The following is a 17,865-nucleotide window of genomic DNA, read 5'->3' on the forward strand; positions in this document are numbered from 1 at the left end:
GAATAATTGGTAAGAAAGGAACGGAGAGGAATATTGGAACTGTAGAAGCGTAGCGTTCGCCCGAAAGCTTTCCAACGGAAAGCTAGCATCGTAAGCATATGCTTATCCTCGGATTTCTTCCGCGGTGAGCGGTTCAAATCAGGAAATCTGAGGATAACAGCGATCGGAAGTCCAATATTCCTTGGAGTGACTCATTCCAATAATCAGGGTTAACAAACTCGGAGATAGCAGACAGTCCGATAACTCCCAAATTTACTCAAGACCCTTCATATTTACCGCCATTCGGCATTTTTCAGAAGCAAATCATGCTTTCGTAAAACCCTTTAAAGGAGGAATAACTTGTGGCAGGCACCATCCCACTCCAAGCCCCCCGGCTGCAAAAGAATACGTCCTCGCCAGCGACAACGGAAACCAAGGCTGTAAAATGGGTATTGATCGGAGCTGCTGGCCTAGTCCTTTTTTGGCTGATTGCCTTGCCTTTGATTGTAGTGCTGACAGAGGCGCTGAAAAAGGGCTGGGACGTATATATAGCTGCTCTGACCGATCCAGATGCCCGTTCCGCGCTGCGGCTGACGTTGCTTGTTGCAGCGATTACTGTTCCACTGAATACCTTTTTTGGCGTAGCGGCTGCATGGGCAGTAACCAAGTTTCGTTTTCGAGGCAAAGGGTTTCTCATTACCTTGATTGATCTCCCCTTTGCAGTATCGCCTGTCATCGGCGGTCTGATCTTTGTGCTCGTCTTCGGCGCTAACGGTTGGTTTGGCCCTTGGCTGAGCGCCCATGATATCAAGATCGTATTTGCGCTTCCAGGCATAGTGTTGGCCACACTGTTTGTTACCTTTCCTTTTGTGGCGCGTGAGTTGATACCACTGATGGAGGATCAAGGGACACAGGAGGAAGAGGCAGCGATAACCCTCGGAGCACATGGGTGGCAAATCTTTTTCAGAGTCACGCTTCCTAATATTAAATGGGGGTTATTATACGGCATTATTTTGTGTAATGCGCGGGCCATGGGCGAGTTCGGTGCAGTCTCAGTCGTGTCTGGTCATATACGTGGGGAGACAAATACACTGCCGCTGCATGTCGAGATTTTGTACAATGAGTATCAATTTTCAGCCTCTTTTGCAGTAGCTTCTCTGCTCCTGTTGTTGGCTTTGGTGACGATGATTATTAAAAGCTGGTTATCACGAAAAAATGCCCATTGACAGTACTTTTGGTTCCGTGCTAAGTTAATTCATAGTATACTGGTTGGTAATAACGGAATTATGAAATTTAGGCGGATATAATCCTTTGGATGGGGAAAGGGAGGCTAGGGAATGGCTAAACCGCTGAAAGTGGATGATTTATGGCTTACGCGGATTGCAGGGCTTCTGGATGATATGGAATTTGGCTCCTTGCACATCGTGGTGCATGAAGGTCAGATTGTTCAGATGGAGCGTACGGAACGCAAACGTTTTGAGAATGGCAATGGCAACGCAAATGGGCGTTACATTAATGAGAGTGGAACCCGGCGGGCCGATTCCCAATCGGCAGGACGTTGATGCAATCTCGGGCAATCATAAAGGGATCAATTATCTTTCTGGATAAAAATTATGGAGTTGCCTCAGCAGCCTTGAAATCCCTGCTGGGGCAACTCCTCTGTTTTTTGATACAAAACACCGCTCGGACTCAGAAGACTCTAAACGCAGTTTTTTGCACATTTGGCATGCTAACGAACCTATAATCGCTATTGGCTTGAAAAACACCAAATAGGTAGCTCTTTTTAATGAATAGCAGCAGTGGAGAAGACAGAGCGCGATTCTTCCGAACATGGAGAAACGCTGCTCTGTTCTCTTTTCACCAAGCAAGCGACCGACGATACAGGCAGTTTTTTAATAACGAGGGGCTTGGCGTGAGGCGGACACACCCTCCATCAGCAGTACGAGCGCAGTGACGCCGTGCATAATCCAGCCTAGGATAGGGATGAACGCTAAAATCGAGGTGATGATACCTAGAACGTTTCCGACGATGGGTCTCCGCTCTCTTTGCAATATAACGATAGCTACTGCGTGTAGCAAAAAGGCAATGGCAAGTGGGACCCAACCATTAGCGATGATAAAGAGTCCACCGATCAACGGCAGAGCCAGAAAGGCTTCATACAGGCATGTTCCCCATTTGAACAGCTTGGCTACAGGAGACATTATGCTTCACCATCCCTTTTAGAGTATTGTTATAAATACTATTCCACACAGTGAGTAATAGGATTCAAGAATATAATACTTACCACTTTGTTGGATGTGTCTGTTTGCTTTATTTTTACTTAATGGTTAACAGATCAGTTCAACCCAACGAAGCCGGCGAGTCTTGCCTGTGTACCATAGAGTCGTATATAGTTGGTACAGCAATGCTGAACGGTGTTAAGCTTGGTTTATCGTATAAAGCTAGGAGGTGAACGGTATGGGGACAACAGGAAAGCTGGATATACGTCATGAATGTCCTTCAGTGGAACAGTATTTAGCGCTGAGAAAAGAGGCTGGACTGAGTGCAATGAGCTCCGAAGGGGCTGCAATAGGGCTGCCTCGTTCTATTTTTGCGGTAACCTTGTACGAGGAGAGTACCTTAATCGGGATGGGAAGGGTGATCGGCGATGGGGGATGCTTTTTTCAGGTCACGGATATCGCAGTGAAGCCTTCATATCAGGGGCGCGGTTTAGGGAAATTGATCATGGGGGAAATCAGGGAGTTCCTTTATACTGTACCGGGCAATTCCTATGTAAGTCTGATTGCAGATGGGGAAGCTTCTAAATTATATGCACAATATGGCTTTGAACCGGTCATGCCACGTTCTCAGGGAATGTTTTTGCGTCGTTAATGCGAGTACATGCTACTTAGTAGAGAGTGCCCCTTGTATTGGTTAAGGGGTTTTTCGTTTGGAAGTTAACTTGTGGGGATTATGATTTCAAGTAGACCTCATGGGATTAATAATGATTAAAGGTTGTAAGGGAAAGCTACAGAGACGAGTATTAAAAAATATAAAAAATAGGAAGGTCGTACGCTGGCCTTACCCGGAAAAAGTGAGGAAAAAACAGATGGATGTTGTAGTATTGGGTGCATCAGGAACGATTGGAAAGGCGATTGTACAGGAGGCTTTAAAAAGAAAACATGAGGTAACAGCTGCGGTACGGAATCCAGAATCAATAACCCTTGAACATGAACGTCTGCATATCACAACTGTAGATGTTCTAAATCCTGCTTCAGTTGCGGCTGCGGTCCGTGGACATGAAGAGGTAATCAGTGCATACGGTCCAGTACTCGGCCAAGAGAAGAATCTGATAACAGCTGCTAAGGCAATTGTAGAGGGAATGCAAGAAGCTGGGCTAAATCGACTGCTGGTTGTGGGTGGTGCAGGTAGTTTGAAGACTGAAACTGGAGAGCTATTGATGGATACGGCAGACTTCCCAGCTGAGATTAGACCATTGGCAGAAGCCCATGCGGAAGCCTATGAAATTTACAAAAATACAGAACTGGATTATACGTATGCCAGTCCTGCTGCGGTAGTTCATTCAGGTCGACGTACAGGCCAATTCCGCATTGGACTCGACCGTCTCGTTTTTGATGAGAATGGCGAAAGTATAATCAGTGTAGAGGATTTTGCTGTTGCTATGGTGGACGAGCTGGAGGAAGGGAATTTTAGCCGGACGAGATTTACTGTAGCGTATTGATATTAAGCTAGATGTGGATTGAAGTGTAGCGGAAAGGGGCCGAACCATGTATCTGGTAACTGCTGAGCAAATGCGGCGGCTGGACGGAGAAACAATTCAGCGGCTGGGGATTCCAGCTATTGCGCTGATGGAGAATGCGGGAAGAGTGATCGCAGAGGAGATCGTTGCACTGTGCCGGCGGAGAGGTGGAGAGGGCTGCAGAAATGCAGCCGGATGGGAAGACGCCGGGAAGGATGCCGCGCTGGCTGGCGCGGCATTTCAGGTCAGCGCAGATCATGCGCTGACCCTGGACAATGCCGCCGCCGAGCGATGGTTCATCCTCGTCGGCAAAGGCAACAACGGCGGCGATGGCCTCGCCGCCGCACGGTATCTTCGCGAGACTGGCATCGCCGTCACGCTCGTTTATGCGGTGCCGCCGGAGTCGCTCTCCGGCGAGGCCGCCCTGCAGCGCGATGCGGCTGCAGCCATGGGTCTCCCTGCCGTGGTGTACGGCAGGGATCGGCTGGACCTTGCCGAGTGCAGCGGCATCTTGGATGCGCTGCTCGGCACCGGCGCCGCGGGAGCCCCGCGCGGCGCCTATGCCGAGCTGATTGCCGCAGCGAACAGCAGCGGCAAAGTGATCGTGTCCGCGGACATCCCGAGTGGTCTGAACGCGGACACGGGTGAGACGCATGAGCCTTGCATTCATGCGTCGGTGACGGTTTGCCTCGCGTTTCTCAAGCGAGGCCTCCTGCAGTACCCCGGCGCTAGCGCTGCGGGGCAGGTGAAGGTCCGGGCCATCGGTATTCCTACTGCGTTGGCCCCTGAAAGCGGTGTGCAGGTTCACCTGCTGACACCGGAAGTGCTGCATGCCCATCTGGGCGTAGATCTGGCCCGCCGGCGTTCGCCTGAAGGCCATAAGGGGACTTATGGGCATGTCCTTCTTGTTGCCGGCACCTTAAGAATGAGCGGTGCCGGCCTGCTCTCTGCCCGTGCTGCGCTCCGGGCAGGCTGCGGATTAGTGACATGGGCGCTTCCGCAGAAGCTCTTGCCCTGTATCATCGGTTCTGCCCCTGAACTCATGCTAGCCGATGTTGAGGGTAATGAAGATGGAAGCTGGCAAGCAGGGAGCGTTTCAGAGCTACTGAAGCTAAGTAAAGAGCGAGATGTTCTAGCCATTGGTCCCGGTCTTGGTCGATTCGAGGCGGATACAGAATGGCTTCGCAATCTCTGGGAAGGGACGGATTGTCCTCTGGTGATCGATGCGGATGCTTTAAATATATTAGCTGACGCTGATTACAAGAGCTGGGCAAGTAGACGCCATCCGGTGATTCTGACGCCTCATCCAGGCGAGATGGCCCGTCTTGCTAGTATAACAATAGCTCAGGTGCAACGGGACCGCATCAGTCTGGCTATGGGATATGCGAAAGAGCATGGGGTTACGCTTGTATTAAAAGGAGCCCATACGGTAATAGCAACGCCTGAAGGACAAGCATATGTAAACACCACAGGCCATCCCGGCATGGGCACTGGTGGAGCCGGTGATGTGCTAACGGGCATCATTTCCAGCCTGCTGGCTCAGGGATTGAATGAGGCGCAGGCAGCAGCTTTTGGTGTATATCTACACGGATTAGCCGGGGAGAGAGCCGCCCGTCAGCGGAATAATCCAGCGGGTATCATTGCCGGTGATATCATAGAAGCACTCTGAGTGCAGCTTATAACAGCAGTAAGCAGAGCAGCGGTAGAAAAAGTGCAAACACTGGCAGTAACAGAGGGGAACGCTCTACACCCAGTTGCGTCACTCGTAGCAGCAACAGTCCCAAAATTCCAGCCAGGCCCCATAGCAGTAGCTCTGCACCTTGTTCTGCTGCCAGCCATAGACCTGCACCGAAACCTGCGGCTACGTATACAACAAGGGAAACGATGTGGGATGTGGAACGCAGGAGGCGCAGCAGAACATCGGCTACCAGTGCGGCTGGCAGTCCATAAGCGTAAATCGCATAGGGGATCGAAAGAGGCCAACCCTCAGGTATGCCGTTATGTTGTGGAAACCCAAGCATAAGTAAGGAGATAAGGACGTATGTTAGCCCTGCGCAGGCTAATTTTGTTAAGGCATACATGCCACTTGTTAAACGGACAGAAGGAATATCATAATCGGGCATCTTATTCATAGGTATACATTCCTCTCGTGGTGTATTGTGTATCAGCTGGTGACCATATCTCCACCGTTGACATGTATACATGTCCCGGTAACATATGAAGAATCAGGGCCCGCTAAAAAGAGATATGCTCCTGCTAGCTCATAAGGCTGTGCAGCACGTTTAAAAGGTGTATCTGTACCAAAGATACTAACTTCCTCTGCAGAGTAGCTTGAGGGAATCAGTGGGGTCCATACCGGACCGGGAGCTACACTGTTGACGCGGATGCCAGCGTCTACGAGAGACAAGGCTAAAGAGCGGGTAAAAGAGACCACCGCCCCTTTGGTGGAGGAATAATCTATGAGCTCTTTATTTCCTTGATAGGCAGTAATGGAAGCGGTATTAATGATGGATGCACCTTTTTTAAAATGTGGAAGTGCGGCTTGTGTGAGATAAAAGAATGGGAAGATATTCGTCTGAAACGTCTGGTACAATTGCTCTTCTGTAATATCCAAAATACTTTTCTGGGGATATTGGACCCCGTGATTATTGACCAGAATGTCCAGCTTGCCGAAGGTGCGGATCGTATACTCCACAGCCCTGAAGCAATTCTCCTTATGGCGTAAATCAACTTCAATCCTTAAACAGCGTTGCCCTAATTCTTCGATCCGCTTTTGAGTGACTTCTGCATCTGAGGCTTCGTATAAATAAGCTATAGCAATGTCTGCACCTTCTTTGGCAAAAGCAATGGCTGCCGCTTTCCCAATTCCGCTGTCGCCTCCGGTGATGAGTGCAACCTTTCCCTTCAGTTTTCCACTGCCGATAATTTCAGGGTTTTCACTGATGGGACGAGGATTCATCAGACTTTCCAGGCCCGGCTGACGATCTTGATGCTGTGGAGGAAAAGCAATAGGCTGCTCTTTACATACTGTCCGCTCCCCATAATAGGGGTAGATGGGATTCATTTTTTTGAAATACCCTCCTTGCATTCTATCTTCCGTATATTTCTATGCATGCGCCCAGAAAAGCGTGCGCTGTCATCAATACATACATATGCGTTTATAAACCCGAGTCGGAGGAGGCGCTTGTCCAGAATGAATGATTGGCGAAATGTTGATTATTTGATTCATGGAACCGCGGTTCAGAAAGAGGTCTATAACCTTCTTTTAGAGCTGGATATTATGAATTTGCTAACAGACTATAACCCTTTGTTGGTTGGGACAATACCGCTTGGAATTCAAGTGGAGGGCAGCGATTTGGATATCATTTGTGAGGTTTATGATCCTATGAAGTTTAAAGCGCTAGTTGTTCGATATTTTGGAGCCATGCAGGGGTTTGTTAGCGAATCACGAGTGGTTCAAGGCATTCCTCGAACGAAAATTAACTTTATGGTAAAGGGCTGGCCTATCGAACTGTTTGGACAGCCGAGGCGAACGGAGCTCCAGAATGGTTATTTGCATATGATCGTTGAAGCTGAAATTTTAGCTCAGATGGATGATGATTTTCGCGAACGGATCATTCTTTTAAAATCAAGCGGATGGAAGACAGAGCCTGCCTTTGCGAAAGCTATGGGATTAGAGGACGATCCTTACGAAGCGCTGTTGGAGCTGGAAAAGCTTCCTCGGAGCACACTTCATGCTTTATGCCATGCTGTTCAAGCGAGGGAACAAGTATGATTTATAGGAAAATGGTTGCGGATAATTATGAAGCTGCTTATCAGCTGTGGTAGCATACTGAGGTAGTATATAGGTGGAATTATGCTGTATTCTCAGGATATCTTGTGATACTCAGGACAAAATAGAAAATACTCCCCTCCCTCTGAATACGCAATATAAGATATATATTTATCACAGCAAATGTCACGGTGAACTCCGACTGCTAGTGCAGTATACTATATAGGAGTACGATAATTGCCTATTCTTGCAGGCAGGAGGTCTTTTATGCGTTTTAAGGATGTATTTTCAATTATTGGTCCGGCAATGGTCGGTCCTTCAAGCTCACATACCGCTGGGGCGGCACGGATCGGGAGGGCTGCAAGGCAGGTGTTGGGTGAAGTGCCGCGTGTGGCTGAAGTAACGTTTTTTGGTTCTTTTGCAGCAACTTATCAGGGACATGGCACAGATCGGGCGATTGTTGGAGGGTTACTTGATTTCACTACCGACGATCACCGGCTTCCAGATTCCCTAGAACTGGCGGTCGAAGCAGGGATGGAGGTTTCTTTTAAGCAAGGAACAGGTCTGTTCCCACATCCGAACACGGTTAAGCTGCATCTCATCGGACAAGAAACAGGAAGCGAACTGACGCTAACAGGGACATCTATTGGTGGAGGAAACATCGAAATTGTTGATATCGACGGTTTTGGGGTGAAGCTTACGGGGATCTATCCGACAGTTCTGATTAATCATATGGATTATTTAGGTGTTCTGGCAAGTGTTACGGAAGTAATGCGTAACGGACAGTTTAATATAGGGCATATGTCTCTGGATCGTAAGAATCGTAGTGGTGCAGCCTTAACGGTGCTGGAGCTGGATGAAGCGGCTACACCGGAGCTTATTGAAGCGCTTAAAGCGCTCACTGCTGTGAAGTCCGTGAAGCTGGTCAACTTAAACGAAGGTAAGCAAGATGAGAAGGGGAAGGAAAGTTTAACATGAATTTTCAAACACTTAGCGAGCTGGCTGTATTGTGTGAGGAACGTGGTCTCACGATTGGAGCACTTATGCTCGAAGAGCAAAGCGCGGAATCTGGACGTTCCAGTGATCATGAATTTTCCACAATGCGTGAATATTATGGCGTGATGAAAGAGGCTGTTCACCGCGGAATGAATGAGGATACAACTTCGCGCAGCGGCCTTACAGGTATGGATGCCCAGCGTGTAGGCGCATATAACGCGGCTGATGAGCCATGCCTAGGTGGACCTGCAGGTCAAGCTATGGCTTACGCGCTGGCTGTATCCGAAGTGAATGCTTCTATGGGCCGGATCATTGCGACGCCTACTGCTGGTTCATGCGGGATTATTCCGGGTGTATTTCTCAGCTGTCAGGAACGGTTTGGCTGGGATGATGACTACATGGTATCCGGATTGTTCGCAGCCGGGGCTATCGGTTATGTCATCGCCAATAATTCCTTTGTATCGGGTGCGGAAGGCGGCTGTCAAGCTGAGGTAGGTTCTGCCATTGGGATGGCAGCAGGCGCGTTAACCGAGCTACGCGGCGGAACGCCTGCACAAGCAGTGCATGCTGTCGGGCTAGCCCTTAAGAACACTTTAGGCTTGATTTGTGATCCGGTTGGCGGACTTGTAGAGATTCCTTGTATTGTTAGAAACGGATTCGGTGCAGTTACCGCACTTGCCGCCGCAGATATGGCACTGGCTGGTGTTCGTAGTGTGATTCCTTCCGATGAAGTTATCAAGGTCATGCTCGAGGTAGGCTCAGCTATGCCAGAGAAACACCGCGAGACTGCAGGAGGCGGTTTAGCACAGACCCCTACCGGCCGTAAAATCATGCAGGATTTACGAAGAAAGAAGTAATTAATACGTCTCAAATCACAATTTGTATTTAGAGCATTTTGAAACGTTCCAGCTGATCCCATAAACCTTCTTGCCGAAGGATTTCTGCCTGCCTTGGTCCAATGAGGTCGAAGTGGGGAAACGATGAACGATTATGAATATATTGGGCAGGCAGCCCATTCTTCTCGCACCAATGTTTCAGAGTGGTAAGATCACTACAGCCCACCTTGGTGACGGTAGTGATGCCAGGAAAACGAGGATCCAGCCAATAATGAGTCAAGAAGGCGATCTCTCCTGCGGAGACCGCTTTTTTCCAACGGGTTAATTCTTCTCTGTTGATGCCGAAGGCCATAATGTCTCATCCTTATCTATTGTTGTTGACAACATTATAACCCATGAAAGGGGATTATTTCATGAACGGACAAGTAAGAGCGGATATTCGTCCTGGGCTTGAAGTGGATATTGTACTTAAGCAGGATCAGCCTACAGGCAAGCTAACACACGGTACGGTGAAAGATATTCTCACGAACTCGCCTCGGCATCCGCACGGCATTAAGGTCAGATTGACTAGCGGACAGGTAGGACGAGTTAAGAATATTACAGGCAACTAAATAAACTACACTTCTCCACATTAAAAAGCGACCCTAACCTCGGAGGCTGTTCTGTTCACGGAAACAGAACAACCTCCGAGATTAGGGCTTTTTGATTTGAGTTGTTATATTCGGCCCATAAAATCCTCAACAGATTTATCAGCTTTAGTCTGATTACATAACGTGCAAGCACAGACACAATTATCTGGGGTTGTATGGCCGCCTTTAGCACGAGGTAGTAAATGATCAATGGTGTCCCCATAAGCGCCGCAGAAGTAGCAGGTGGAATTGTCTCTGGCTAGTATATAAGCGCGAAAATCCTTATTACTATACAATCGTCGAATCGTTCGACGGTTTACAACGATAGCGGCATGTTCCCTGACGAGGGTAATTGCAAGCGCTAGATCGATCTCCTGATGCCAGCGCCGTCCCTTGTCGCTATGACCGCGCATTAGAATCATCCCTTTGGCAGAAGGAATCAATTGGGTTGGATCTTCGGGATTTAGCTTTGTGCCTTGAGCATGCGGCCTTTTTCTTCGCTGCTCCAAACCTCGTACGCGTCGGTTCGGATTAGATTGTCCTGAAGAAGCAGCAGCGGAAGACGGCTTTCCCTCTTTGGGACGCTCCAATAGAGTGTGCTGATGGGTTTGGATCGTATCAAGCTTCACCAGTAAGGGGTTTGCTGTGAGTTTTATATTTAGTGTTTCCCGTTGCTTGCGACATTCACGGCAGGCACCACGGCGTGACTGCCCCTTGGAACGTTTGCCTGTACGTCTGCGAAATTCTGTGAGCGGCTTTAGCTTGTGGCAATAAGCACACTGCTTGGTAGATAGAAGGTCGGTATCGTTCATAGGTATGTTAGGTGCAGCGCATGTGTACGCATGTCCTGTCTCCTTGTTTTTGAAATATAAACTATAAGTTCCACACCATACTTTATGTCTTGGCTTTCTCGCTTATAAGGACGTAGAAGTTGTTTATGCTTTGGATTCAATGATGTTTATTTATGAGTTCCGTTAGGTGAAATGTAAGCTTCTAAACTTAGTATAACGTAAAGCGCTGCTGTTCACATCGTACGTAAAAAAACCGTAAACACAGCCAAATTTGTGATATGCATCTCGGTGACAAACAGGGAAAACTTGTAAAATAGAAAGAAGGGCAGATTCGTTATCTAGATAGGGTTGCTCTAATTCTTATTTGGAAATGGGGAAGTAAAATGGAATTAACGAAGGGAAGGCCGGGTACAGTAACATGGCTTTATATTCTTCTTATTTTTTTGGGGGTTGGAGCGTTAGGAGGGGGCGGTGCTCTTGTAATAGATCCAAGCGGGGATCTAATGAAAATGCCGACTTCTATGCTGGAAAGATCGCCATTCTCTGATTTTTTATTCCCGGGTATTCTGCTATTTATCGTATTTGGTCTACTACCCATCTTCGTTGTTTATGGTCTGGTCAAGAGACCTCAGTGGCACTTGGTGGAACGATTAAATCCGTTCAAGAAATTATATAGCTTCTGGGCTTTGTCTCTGTATATCGGATTTGGGCAAATCATTTGGATAACGGTGCAGACGTACATGCTGAATAGTGTTGCAATTATACATCTGATCTATATGAGTCTAGGGCTGTTGATTCAGGCCGTTACACTACTCCCCTCTGTACAAAGCTACTTTTCGCTGGACGGCGGTACGGAAAGACGTTAAAATTGCAGTGAACAAAAGGCATTTCATTTGTCAGGGCAAGGAGCGAGCCGATTTGACAACGATATACGATATTGCCAAAAGAACCGGTTACTCTCCAACAACGGTTTCTAAGGCGTTTAATAATTATTCCGATGTACGTGAGAAAACTCGTCAGGAAATATTCCGGGTTGCCCAAGAAATGGGATATTTACCGAATTCACATGCCCGTACACTGACCACTAAGAAATCGTGGACCATCGGTGTGCTATTCGTAGAGAATACGGGATTTGGTATTCGCCATCCTTTTTTCAGCGCTGTGATCGAGAGCTTTAAGAAGGTTGCTGTTGAAAAGGGTTATGCCCTCATGTTTATCTCCAAGGATGTTGGCGGTAAGCAAAGCGGTTATTTAGAGAATTGCAGAATTCGTGGCGTAGACGGCGTTGTTGTCTTCTTGTCCGATTATGAAGATCCGTATTTCCGTGAACTGCTTGAGAGTGATATTCCTACCGTTATTATGGATTTTGAGACTTCTGAGACGCATACGGTATGCTCAGATAATACATCTGGAGCCCAGCTGGCAGTGGAGTATCTAGCCTGCTTGGGGCATCGCAAGATTGCCCATATATCCGGAGGTATGAACACGTTTCCAGGGAAAATGCGGGAGCTGGGATACAAGACCGCCATGAAGCAACGAGGGTTTAAAGTGCCTAAGTCCTATGTAGTAAACGGAGCCTTTTATTCTCGGGAAAGTGGCTATAACGCGATGCTGGAGCTTCTTAAGCTCCCTGAACGTCCAACCGCCGTCTTTGCTTCGGGTGACTTACTAGCCTTAGGGGCTATTATGGCCGCTAAAGATAGTGGACTTTCCGTACCGATGGATATTTCAGTTATGGGTTACGATGACATCGATCTTGCCGAGTATGTTTCACCTGCGTTGACAACGGTGCGTCAGGACACGGAACTTCTTGGAAGCCGAGCAGCAGACATTCTTTTAACTACAATTGAGGGTAAAGTGTTAGATAAGGAAGCGATTTTAGTTCCGGTGGAAGTGGTTGAACGGGAATCCTGTGCACCTCCGACTAACGGATATTAGTCCGATAACTTGACGAACTGAAAAGAGTCCTGCTAAAGTAAAAGACAGTATAGCTTTGAATTGTTCATATGAGATGAAATAGTGGTATTTGGCACATCTTATTTAGTGAGATGGAGCTATAATAGAACCATTGTTTATAAAATGCTCTTTCAATTGATTTGGAAGATCATTTTTTTTCGAAATAATCGAAACCGGTTTCGATTATTTCGATTAAATGGCTCATTGCTCCGAATCTATAACATCGGAAGATGATCCAGTAAAGACTAGTGCTTTGGTAAGAAAACAATTCAGAGGAGATGGATGAAATGGCAAAAGTTCAAACTGTGGTAACTGCAAAAGATACAGGGGAACGCTTAACTCCAAAAGATGCAATTGTTTTTAGCGCAAGAGTAGGATCTGGGTCTGCCGATGTGGAGATTAAGCCAGAGCAGGAGTTTCAAAAGATGATTGGATTTGGCGGCGCTTTCACAGAAGCTGCAGCTTATACGTTGTCACGCTTGAGCTCCGAGAAACGGGCAGAGGTTATTCATCGGTACTTCCATCCTGTAGAGGGGTTAGGCTATAGCATGGGCCGTGTTCATATTCACAGCTGTGATTTTGCCCTCGGAAATTATACGTATGTTGCGGATTATGACACAGAGCTAGCTACTTTTGATATCTCACATGATCATAAGTGGGTACTTCCGCTGATAAAAGACGCCATGGAAGTAAGAGGCGGTGCATTCACGATGCTGGCTTCTCCTTGGAGTCCTCCGGCATGGATGAAAACCAATGGAGAAATGAATAACGGTGGATCACTGAAGCCGGAATTCGCAGAAGTTTGGGCACGTTACTATACGAAATTCATTGAAGCTTATGGAAAAGAGGGAGTACCGATTTGGGCAGTTTCCGTGCAAAATGAGCCGGCTGCCGTTCAGGTCTGGGATTCATGTATTTATAGTGCGGAAGAGGAACGGGATTTTGTTAAAAATCATCTTGGACCGGTGATGCATCAAACCGGCCATTCCGATGTGAACATTGTAATTTGGGATCATAACCGCGATATTATGGTCGAGCGTGCTTCGGCAGTATTATCTGATCCTGACGCTGCAAAGTATGTATGGGGTACAGGTATTCACTGGTACGGAGGTGAGGAGTTCGACAAAGTAGAAAAGGTACATGATTTATTTCCTGACAAGCATCTGTTGTTCACAGAGGGCTGCCAAGAGGGCGGCGTTAAGCTGGGGGAATGGTTTACTGGCGAACGTTACGGCAGAAACATGATTGGAGATTTCAATGCGTGGACAGAAGGATATCTGGATTGGAACCTGGTACTGGATGAGACTGGAGGTCCTAACCATGTAGGCAATCTCTGCGATGCACCGATTATTGCAGATACGACAGCGGATGAAGTGCATTATAACAGCTCCTATTATTACATTGGGCATTTCAGTAAATTCATTGCGCCCGGTGCGGTACGGATCGGATTTACATCTGAAGCGAAAGGTATCTTAACCACAGCATTCCGTAATCCTGACAGTAGTATTGCTGTCGTACTGATGAATGAAAGTGAAGAAGTACACAATGTAACGCTAGGTCTAGGCGAAGAAATTGCAAGCTGTGAGCTATCGCCTCATTCCATCGTAACGCATTTGATTTCATAAATAATCTACTACTTAGGAGGACATAAGTATGAGCAACTATTATTTCGAATCAGGTACATTTGTAATGGAGCAATTTGATGAAGGAAAGCCTTTCTCCAGTTTCTTACCGGGTCTTGCCGGACTGAAGGGAATTCCGATGTGGACTTTTTATGTGAATCGGGGTCAGGCCATTTGCAGCTTCGGGGTACGCGATAAGAATTCGCCGATCATGGAATTCTCTCCTGCAAATATCTCTTATAAGAACGTAGGCACGACCGGTTTCAGAACCTTTATCAAAATTAAAGGCGAGCAAGAGATTTATGAACCGTTTCAATCTGCACGTCCAGATCCTGCTGCAAAGCGCCTCATGACCATTTTGCCTAATGGACTTACCATTGAAGAAAGCCATGCCGGACATGGTCTTAAGACGACCGTACACTATTTTAATTTGCCTAATGACGATTATGCAGCATTGGTACGTCGGGTAGAGATTGAGAACATTGGCGGTAAAGAGATCGAGCTGGAGCTGATGGATGGTTTGCCTGAAATCTTGCCTTACGGCGTAGAGAACAGCGGATACAAGGAAATAGGAAATCTGCTGCGCAGCTGGATGGACGTATACAACTTAGAGAATGGCATTCCGTTCTATAAGCTGCGTTCCAGCACCAATGATGATGCACAGGTTAGCGAAATTACCAAGGGCCATTTCTACCTGTCGTTCACTGGAGAAGGAGAAAAAGTCTCGCCAATCGTCGATTTCGAGCTAGTCTTTGGTGGCAATACCTCGCTTACGTACCCAGACCGTTTTGCGGGATTAACTCTTGCCGAACTGGGCGAGCTTCCGCAATACCCGGTCAACAAGGTTCCATGCGGTTTTAGCGGAGTGGCAAGACGTTTAGCACCAGATAGCAGTCTGATCCTGAATACACTGGTTGGACATGTAAATGACATCGACAAAATCAATAAGAAGGCGGAGCAGCTATGCCGCGATGAATATATCCTGTCTAAATCTCAAGAGGCCGCAGGTCTGACGGAGGAATTAACAGAAGACATTGCTACGCACACTTCATCGGCTGTGTTTGATGCGTATTGCCGTCAATCCTATCTTGATAACTTCCTGCGTGGAGGCTATCCTTTTGTCTTCGACAATGGTGGGGATGGCTTTGTAGTTCATTTATACTCGCGTAAGCATGGCGACTTGGAACGTGACTATAACTTCTTCTCATTGGCTCCTGAATATTATTCACAGGGAAATGGTAATTTCCGCGATATGAATCAGAATCGGCGGAACGATGTGTTCTTCAATCCGAAGGTGGGCAGCTTCAACATCAAAATGTTCTATAGCTTGATTCAGGCGGATGGCTACAACCCACTGAGCGTACAAGGAACAACCTTTGAAGTGAAACCGGACCGTAAGGCGCAAGCTGCGGATTGGATTGGAGAAGCTGTAGCAGATCATCAAGCGGAGCTTGTAAAGCTGTGCAGCAGTCGATTTACACCGGGTAGCTTAGTGAACTATATTGCGGATCATAATGTTACCTTGAAGGTAAGTGAGCAAGAGTTTTTGTCGGGCTTACTAGCTTTGTCACAGCAAAACATTGAGGCTGCTTTTGGCGAAGGCTTCTGGTCGGATCACTGGACATATAATATGGATCTGGTAGTAGGTTATTTGGATATCTTCCCTGACAAAAAGCAGGAGCTTCTATTTGGGGATAACACTTATGCGTTCTATGACAGCCCAGCGTATGTGCTGCCACGCAGTGAAAAATATGTAATCAGTGACGGAAAAGCCCGGCAATATGGCGCACTCCTTGAGGATGAGGAGAAGCTGCACAAGCTGAAATGGAAAGCTGGAGATACCCATTGGCTGCGTACTGAAGGCGGTCACGGCGCCATTTACCACACCAATTTGTTCGTGAAGATGCTGTCTCTTGCCTTGAATAAATTTACTACACTTGACCCTTATGGTATGGGTGTAGAAATGGAAGGCAATAAGCCGGGCTGGAACGATGCTATGAATGGGCTGCCAGGATTGTTCGGCTCCGGAATGAGTGAGACTTTTGAGCTGAAACGTACCGTAGTCTTTTTGTTAGAGACTCTGAACAGCAAAGAGAGCGTCCAAGGAGCTGTAGACCTCCCAGAAGAAATTGCACAGTTGCTTGAAGAGGTATATCATGCGGTCACGGCGGTTCTGTCGGGAGAATTGGAACAATTCAATTATTGGGACACTGTAGCTTCGGCGCGTGAGGCCTATAGAGCACGTATCCGTTTCGGTATTACTGGGACTGAGTCTGAAGTAAACTTAGAATACATTCGTGAGGTTCTCTCCAAGTTCTTGGTCAAAATCGACGAGGGGATCAACAAGGCAGTAGAACTTGGTAATGGACTTACCCCAACCTACTTCCGTTTTGAGGCGAAGAAATTCCAGCAGGTAACAGATGCTGAGGGGCAACCGGTAATCAGCGGATATGGCCTGCCAAAAGCTGTGGTCGAGGAGTTTGAGGTCTATGCCTTGCCATATTTCCTTGAGGGACCTACTCGCTGGTTGAAGACGCTGAAAGATCCGGTGCAGGCGAAAGAAATATACAATTTGATTAAGCGAACAGAGCTATATGATCCGACTACGTCTATGTATCAAACATCGGTTAGTCTAGAGGGAGAGTCTCATGAGATCGGACGAATGAGAGCCTTTACGCCAGGCTGGCTGGAGCGGGAGTCTAACTTCCTGCATATGTCCTACAAATATTTGCTTGAGCTGTTGAAGGGCGGGCTTTATGAGGAGTTCTACGGAGAACTGAAGACCTCGCTGGTTCCGTTCCTGGACCCGGCTGTCTATGGACGCAGCACGCTTGAAAATTCATCCTTTATCGCTACCGGAGGTAATCCTGATCCGAACAATCACGGTAGAGGGTTCGTTGCAAGATTAAGTGGGTCGACCGCTGAATTTCTGAGTATGTGGAGAACGATGATGGCCGGAAGCCATGTTTTCAGAGTAGAAGATGGACAGCTTACATTATCTTTGGATCCGGTTCTACCTGGCTGGCTATTTGATGAACACGGCAAACTTTCCTTCATGTTCCTAGGTGGAACGGAAGTCACTTATTCGAACCCAGAACGTGAGAATACATTCGGTGAGAAGAAGGTTGTTATTCAGAGCATGACGCTCGTCTACTACGATGGAACAGTGACCGGAATTTCTGGAGCATTCGTTCGTGGTGAAGAGGCAGAGGCTTTGCGGCGTGGAGAAATTAAACAAATTCAAGCAATATTAGCATAACACTAAAGGGGAGGGCTTAGGCCCTCCTTATCTTTTTCCATATACAGGAAAGTAGAAGCTTCACATGATACATTATCCTTATTTTTCTTGCATAAACGCTTACCGTCTTTAAAGGATTCCGAAAGCGTTTTAGCTTGAACCCGAAAAATGGAACCTATAATCCGAAATTCAATACCTTACGGAGACAGGCAAAAGCAAATACAATAAGTATATAGATATTGTAAGCGCTTTAGAAATAGAAAAAGATATATAGCCTGGAGGTCCAAAGGATGGAGAACAAAAAAGG

18 protein-coding genes are annotated in these 17,865 nt (G+C 47.2%); 13 read left to right on the forward strand and 5 right to left on the reverse strand.

All coding sequences use genetic code 11. From position 1 onward, the window contains the following. Positions 1–341: 341 nt before the first annotated feature. Both cysW and ACN6KS_RS02185 read left to right on the forward strand, forming a co-directional pair. Positions 342–1,205, forward strand: a complete 864-nt coding sequence (gene cysW / locus ACN6KS_RS02180; protein WP_042184404.1) for a sulfate ABC transporter permease subunit CysW — start codon at positions 342–344, stop codon at positions 1,203–1,205. 111 nt (positions 1,206–1,316) lie between these two features. Then, positions 1,317–1,541 (forward strand): YezD family protein, encoded by a 225-nt coding sequence (locus ACN6KS_RS02185; RefSeq protein WP_042184406.1) that lies wholly within the window; start codon positions 1,317–1,319, stop codon positions 1,539–1,541. Between the two features lie 330 nt (positions 1,542–1,871). Here the strand turns inward: ACN6KS_RS02185 and ACN6KS_RS02190 are convergent, their stop codons facing one another. Beyond that, a complete protein-coding gene (locus ACN6KS_RS02190; protein ID WP_094874205.1) occupies positions 1,872–2,180 on the reverse strand; it encodes a hypothetical protein in 309 nt (102 codons plus the stop codon). 256 nt (positions 2,181–2,436) lie between these two features. On the opposite strand from ACN6KS_RS02190, the gene ACN6KS_RS02195 reads away from it, so the two are divergent. The 3 genes from ACN6KS_RS02195 to ACN6KS_RS02205 all read left to right on the forward strand — a co-directional run bounded on the left by ACN6KS_RS02195 (position 2,437) and on the right by ACN6KS_RS02205 (position 5,387). Continuing rightward, positions 2,437–2,850: a GNAT family N-acetyltransferase gene (locus tag ACN6KS_RS02195; RefSeq protein ID WP_094878239.1), complete on the forward strand. Its 414-nt coding sequence runs from the start codon at positions 2,437–2,439 to the stop codon at positions 2,848–2,850. A gap of 217 nt (positions 2,851–3,067) precedes the next feature. Continuing rightward, positions 3,068–3,700 (forward strand): NAD(P)-dependent oxidoreductase, encoded by a 633-nt coding sequence (locus ACN6KS_RS02200; protein ID WP_094878238.1) that lies wholly within the window; start codon positions 3,068–3,070, stop codon positions 3,698–3,700. A 46-nt stretch (positions 3,701–3,746) separates the two neighbouring features. Next, the gene (locus ACN6KS_RS02205) at positions 3,747–5,387 is read left to right on the forward strand and encodes an NAD(P)H-hydrate dehydratase (protein WP_094874202.1); all 1,641 of its coding nucleotides are present in this window, start codon (positions 3,747–3,749) and stop codon (positions 5,385–5,387) included. 7 nt (positions 5,388–5,394) lie between these two features. Here ACN6KS_RS02205 and ACN6KS_RS02210 read toward each other — a convergent pair whose 3' ends face one another. After that, a complete protein-coding gene (locus tag ACN6KS_RS02210; protein WP_094874201.1) occupies positions 5,395–5,850 on the reverse strand; it encodes a hypothetical protein in 456 nt (151 codons plus the stop codon). Between the two features lie 32 nt (positions 5,851–5,882). After that, positions 5,883–6,782, reverse strand: coding sequence for an SDR family oxidoreductase (locus ACN6KS_RS02215; RefSeq protein ID WP_440961230.1), 900 nt, complete (start codon positions 6,780–6,782; stop codon positions 5,883–5,885). Between the two features lie 129 nt (positions 6,783–6,911). Between ACN6KS_RS02215 and ACN6KS_RS02220 the strand changes: the two genes are divergently transcribed. The 3 genes from ACN6KS_RS02220 (at position 6,912) to sdaAA (ending at position 9,343) form a co-directional block, all read left to right on the forward strand. Continuing rightward, positions 6,912–7,493 carry a DUF4269 domain-containing protein gene (locus ACN6KS_RS02220; RefSeq protein ID WP_440961231.1) on the forward strand — a complete coding sequence of 194 codons (582 nt, stop codon included), beginning with the start codon at positions 6,912–6,914 and terminating at the stop codon, positions 7,491–7,493. A gap of 264 nt (positions 7,494–7,757) precedes the next feature. Continuing rightward, complete coding sequence (sdaAB, locus tag ACN6KS_RS02225; protein ID WP_076285196.1) at positions 7,758–8,468, forward strand: L-serine ammonia-lyase, iron-sulfur-dependent subunit beta; 711 nt, start codon at positions 7,758–7,760, stop codon at positions 8,466–8,468. Further along, entirely contained in the window at positions 8,465–9,343 is an 879-nt protein-coding gene (sdaAA, locus tag ACN6KS_RS02230; RefSeq protein ID WP_440961232.1) for an L-serine ammonia-lyase, iron-sulfur-dependent, subunit alpha, read from the forward strand. The genes sdaAB and sdaAA overlap by 4 nt, the downstream gene beginning before the upstream one ends. A gap of 28 nt (positions 9,344–9,371) precedes the next feature. Here the strand turns inward: sdaAA and ACN6KS_RS02235 are convergent, their stop codons facing one another. Continuing rightward, the gene (locus tag ACN6KS_RS02235; RefSeq protein WP_094878233.1) at positions 9,372–9,674 is read right to left on the reverse strand and encodes a hypothetical protein; all 303 of its coding nucleotides are present in this window, start codon (positions 9,672–9,674) and stop codon (positions 9,372–9,374) included. Positions 9,675–9,735: 61 nt separating this feature from the next. On the opposite strand from ACN6KS_RS02235, the gene ACN6KS_RS02240 reads away from it, so the two are divergent. Then, complete coding sequence (locus ACN6KS_RS02240; RefSeq protein WP_042184438.1) at positions 9,736–9,933, forward strand: YwbE family protein; 198 nt, start codon at positions 9,736–9,738, stop codon at positions 9,931–9,933. A gap of 104 nt (positions 9,934–10,037) precedes the next feature. Here ACN6KS_RS02240 and ACN6KS_RS02245 read toward each other — a convergent pair whose 3' ends face one another. After that, positions 10,038–10,763: an HNH endonuclease gene (locus tag ACN6KS_RS02245; RefSeq protein ID WP_440961233.1), complete on the reverse strand. Its 726-nt coding sequence runs from the start codon at positions 10,761–10,763 to the stop codon at positions 10,038–10,040. A 362-nt stretch (positions 10,764–11,125) separates the two neighbouring features. Between ACN6KS_RS02245 and ACN6KS_RS02250 the strand changes: the two genes are divergently transcribed. The 4 genes from ACN6KS_RS02250 to ACN6KS_RS02265 all read left to right on the forward strand — a co-directional run bounded on the left by ACN6KS_RS02250 (position 11,126) and on the right by ACN6KS_RS02265 (position 17,579). Then, positions 11,126–11,608, forward strand: coding sequence for a hypothetical protein (locus ACN6KS_RS02250; protein WP_094874195.1), 483 nt, complete (start codon positions 11,126–11,128; stop codon positions 11,606–11,608). A gap of 52 nt (positions 11,609–11,660) precedes the next feature. Continuing rightward, entirely contained in the window at positions 11,661–12,680 is a 1,020-nt protein-coding gene (locus tag ACN6KS_RS02255; RefSeq protein ID WP_280787177.1) for a LacI family DNA-binding transcriptional regulator, read from the forward strand. A gap of 305 nt (positions 12,681–12,985) precedes the next feature. Beyond that, positions 12,986–14,323, forward strand: a complete 1,338-nt coding sequence (locus tag ACN6KS_RS02260; RefSeq protein ID WP_094874193.1) for a glycoside hydrolase family 30 protein — start codon at positions 12,986–12,988, stop codon at positions 14,321–14,323. 28 nt (positions 14,324–14,351) lie between these two features. Then, on the forward strand, positions 14,352–17,579 hold the full coding sequence (locus ACN6KS_RS02265) for a cellobiose phosphorylase (RefSeq protein WP_440961234.1): 3,228 nt from the start codon (positions 14,352–14,354) through the stop codon (positions 17,577–17,579). The last annotated feature ends 286 nt before the right edge of the window (positions 17,580–17,865 follow it).

Origin of the sequence: Paenibacillus nitricinens, from assembly GCF_052056485.1 — a bacterium.
GTDB lineage: Bacteria > Bacillota > Bacilli > Paenibacillales > Paenibacillaceae > Paenibacillus_AQ > Paenibacillus_AQ nitricinens.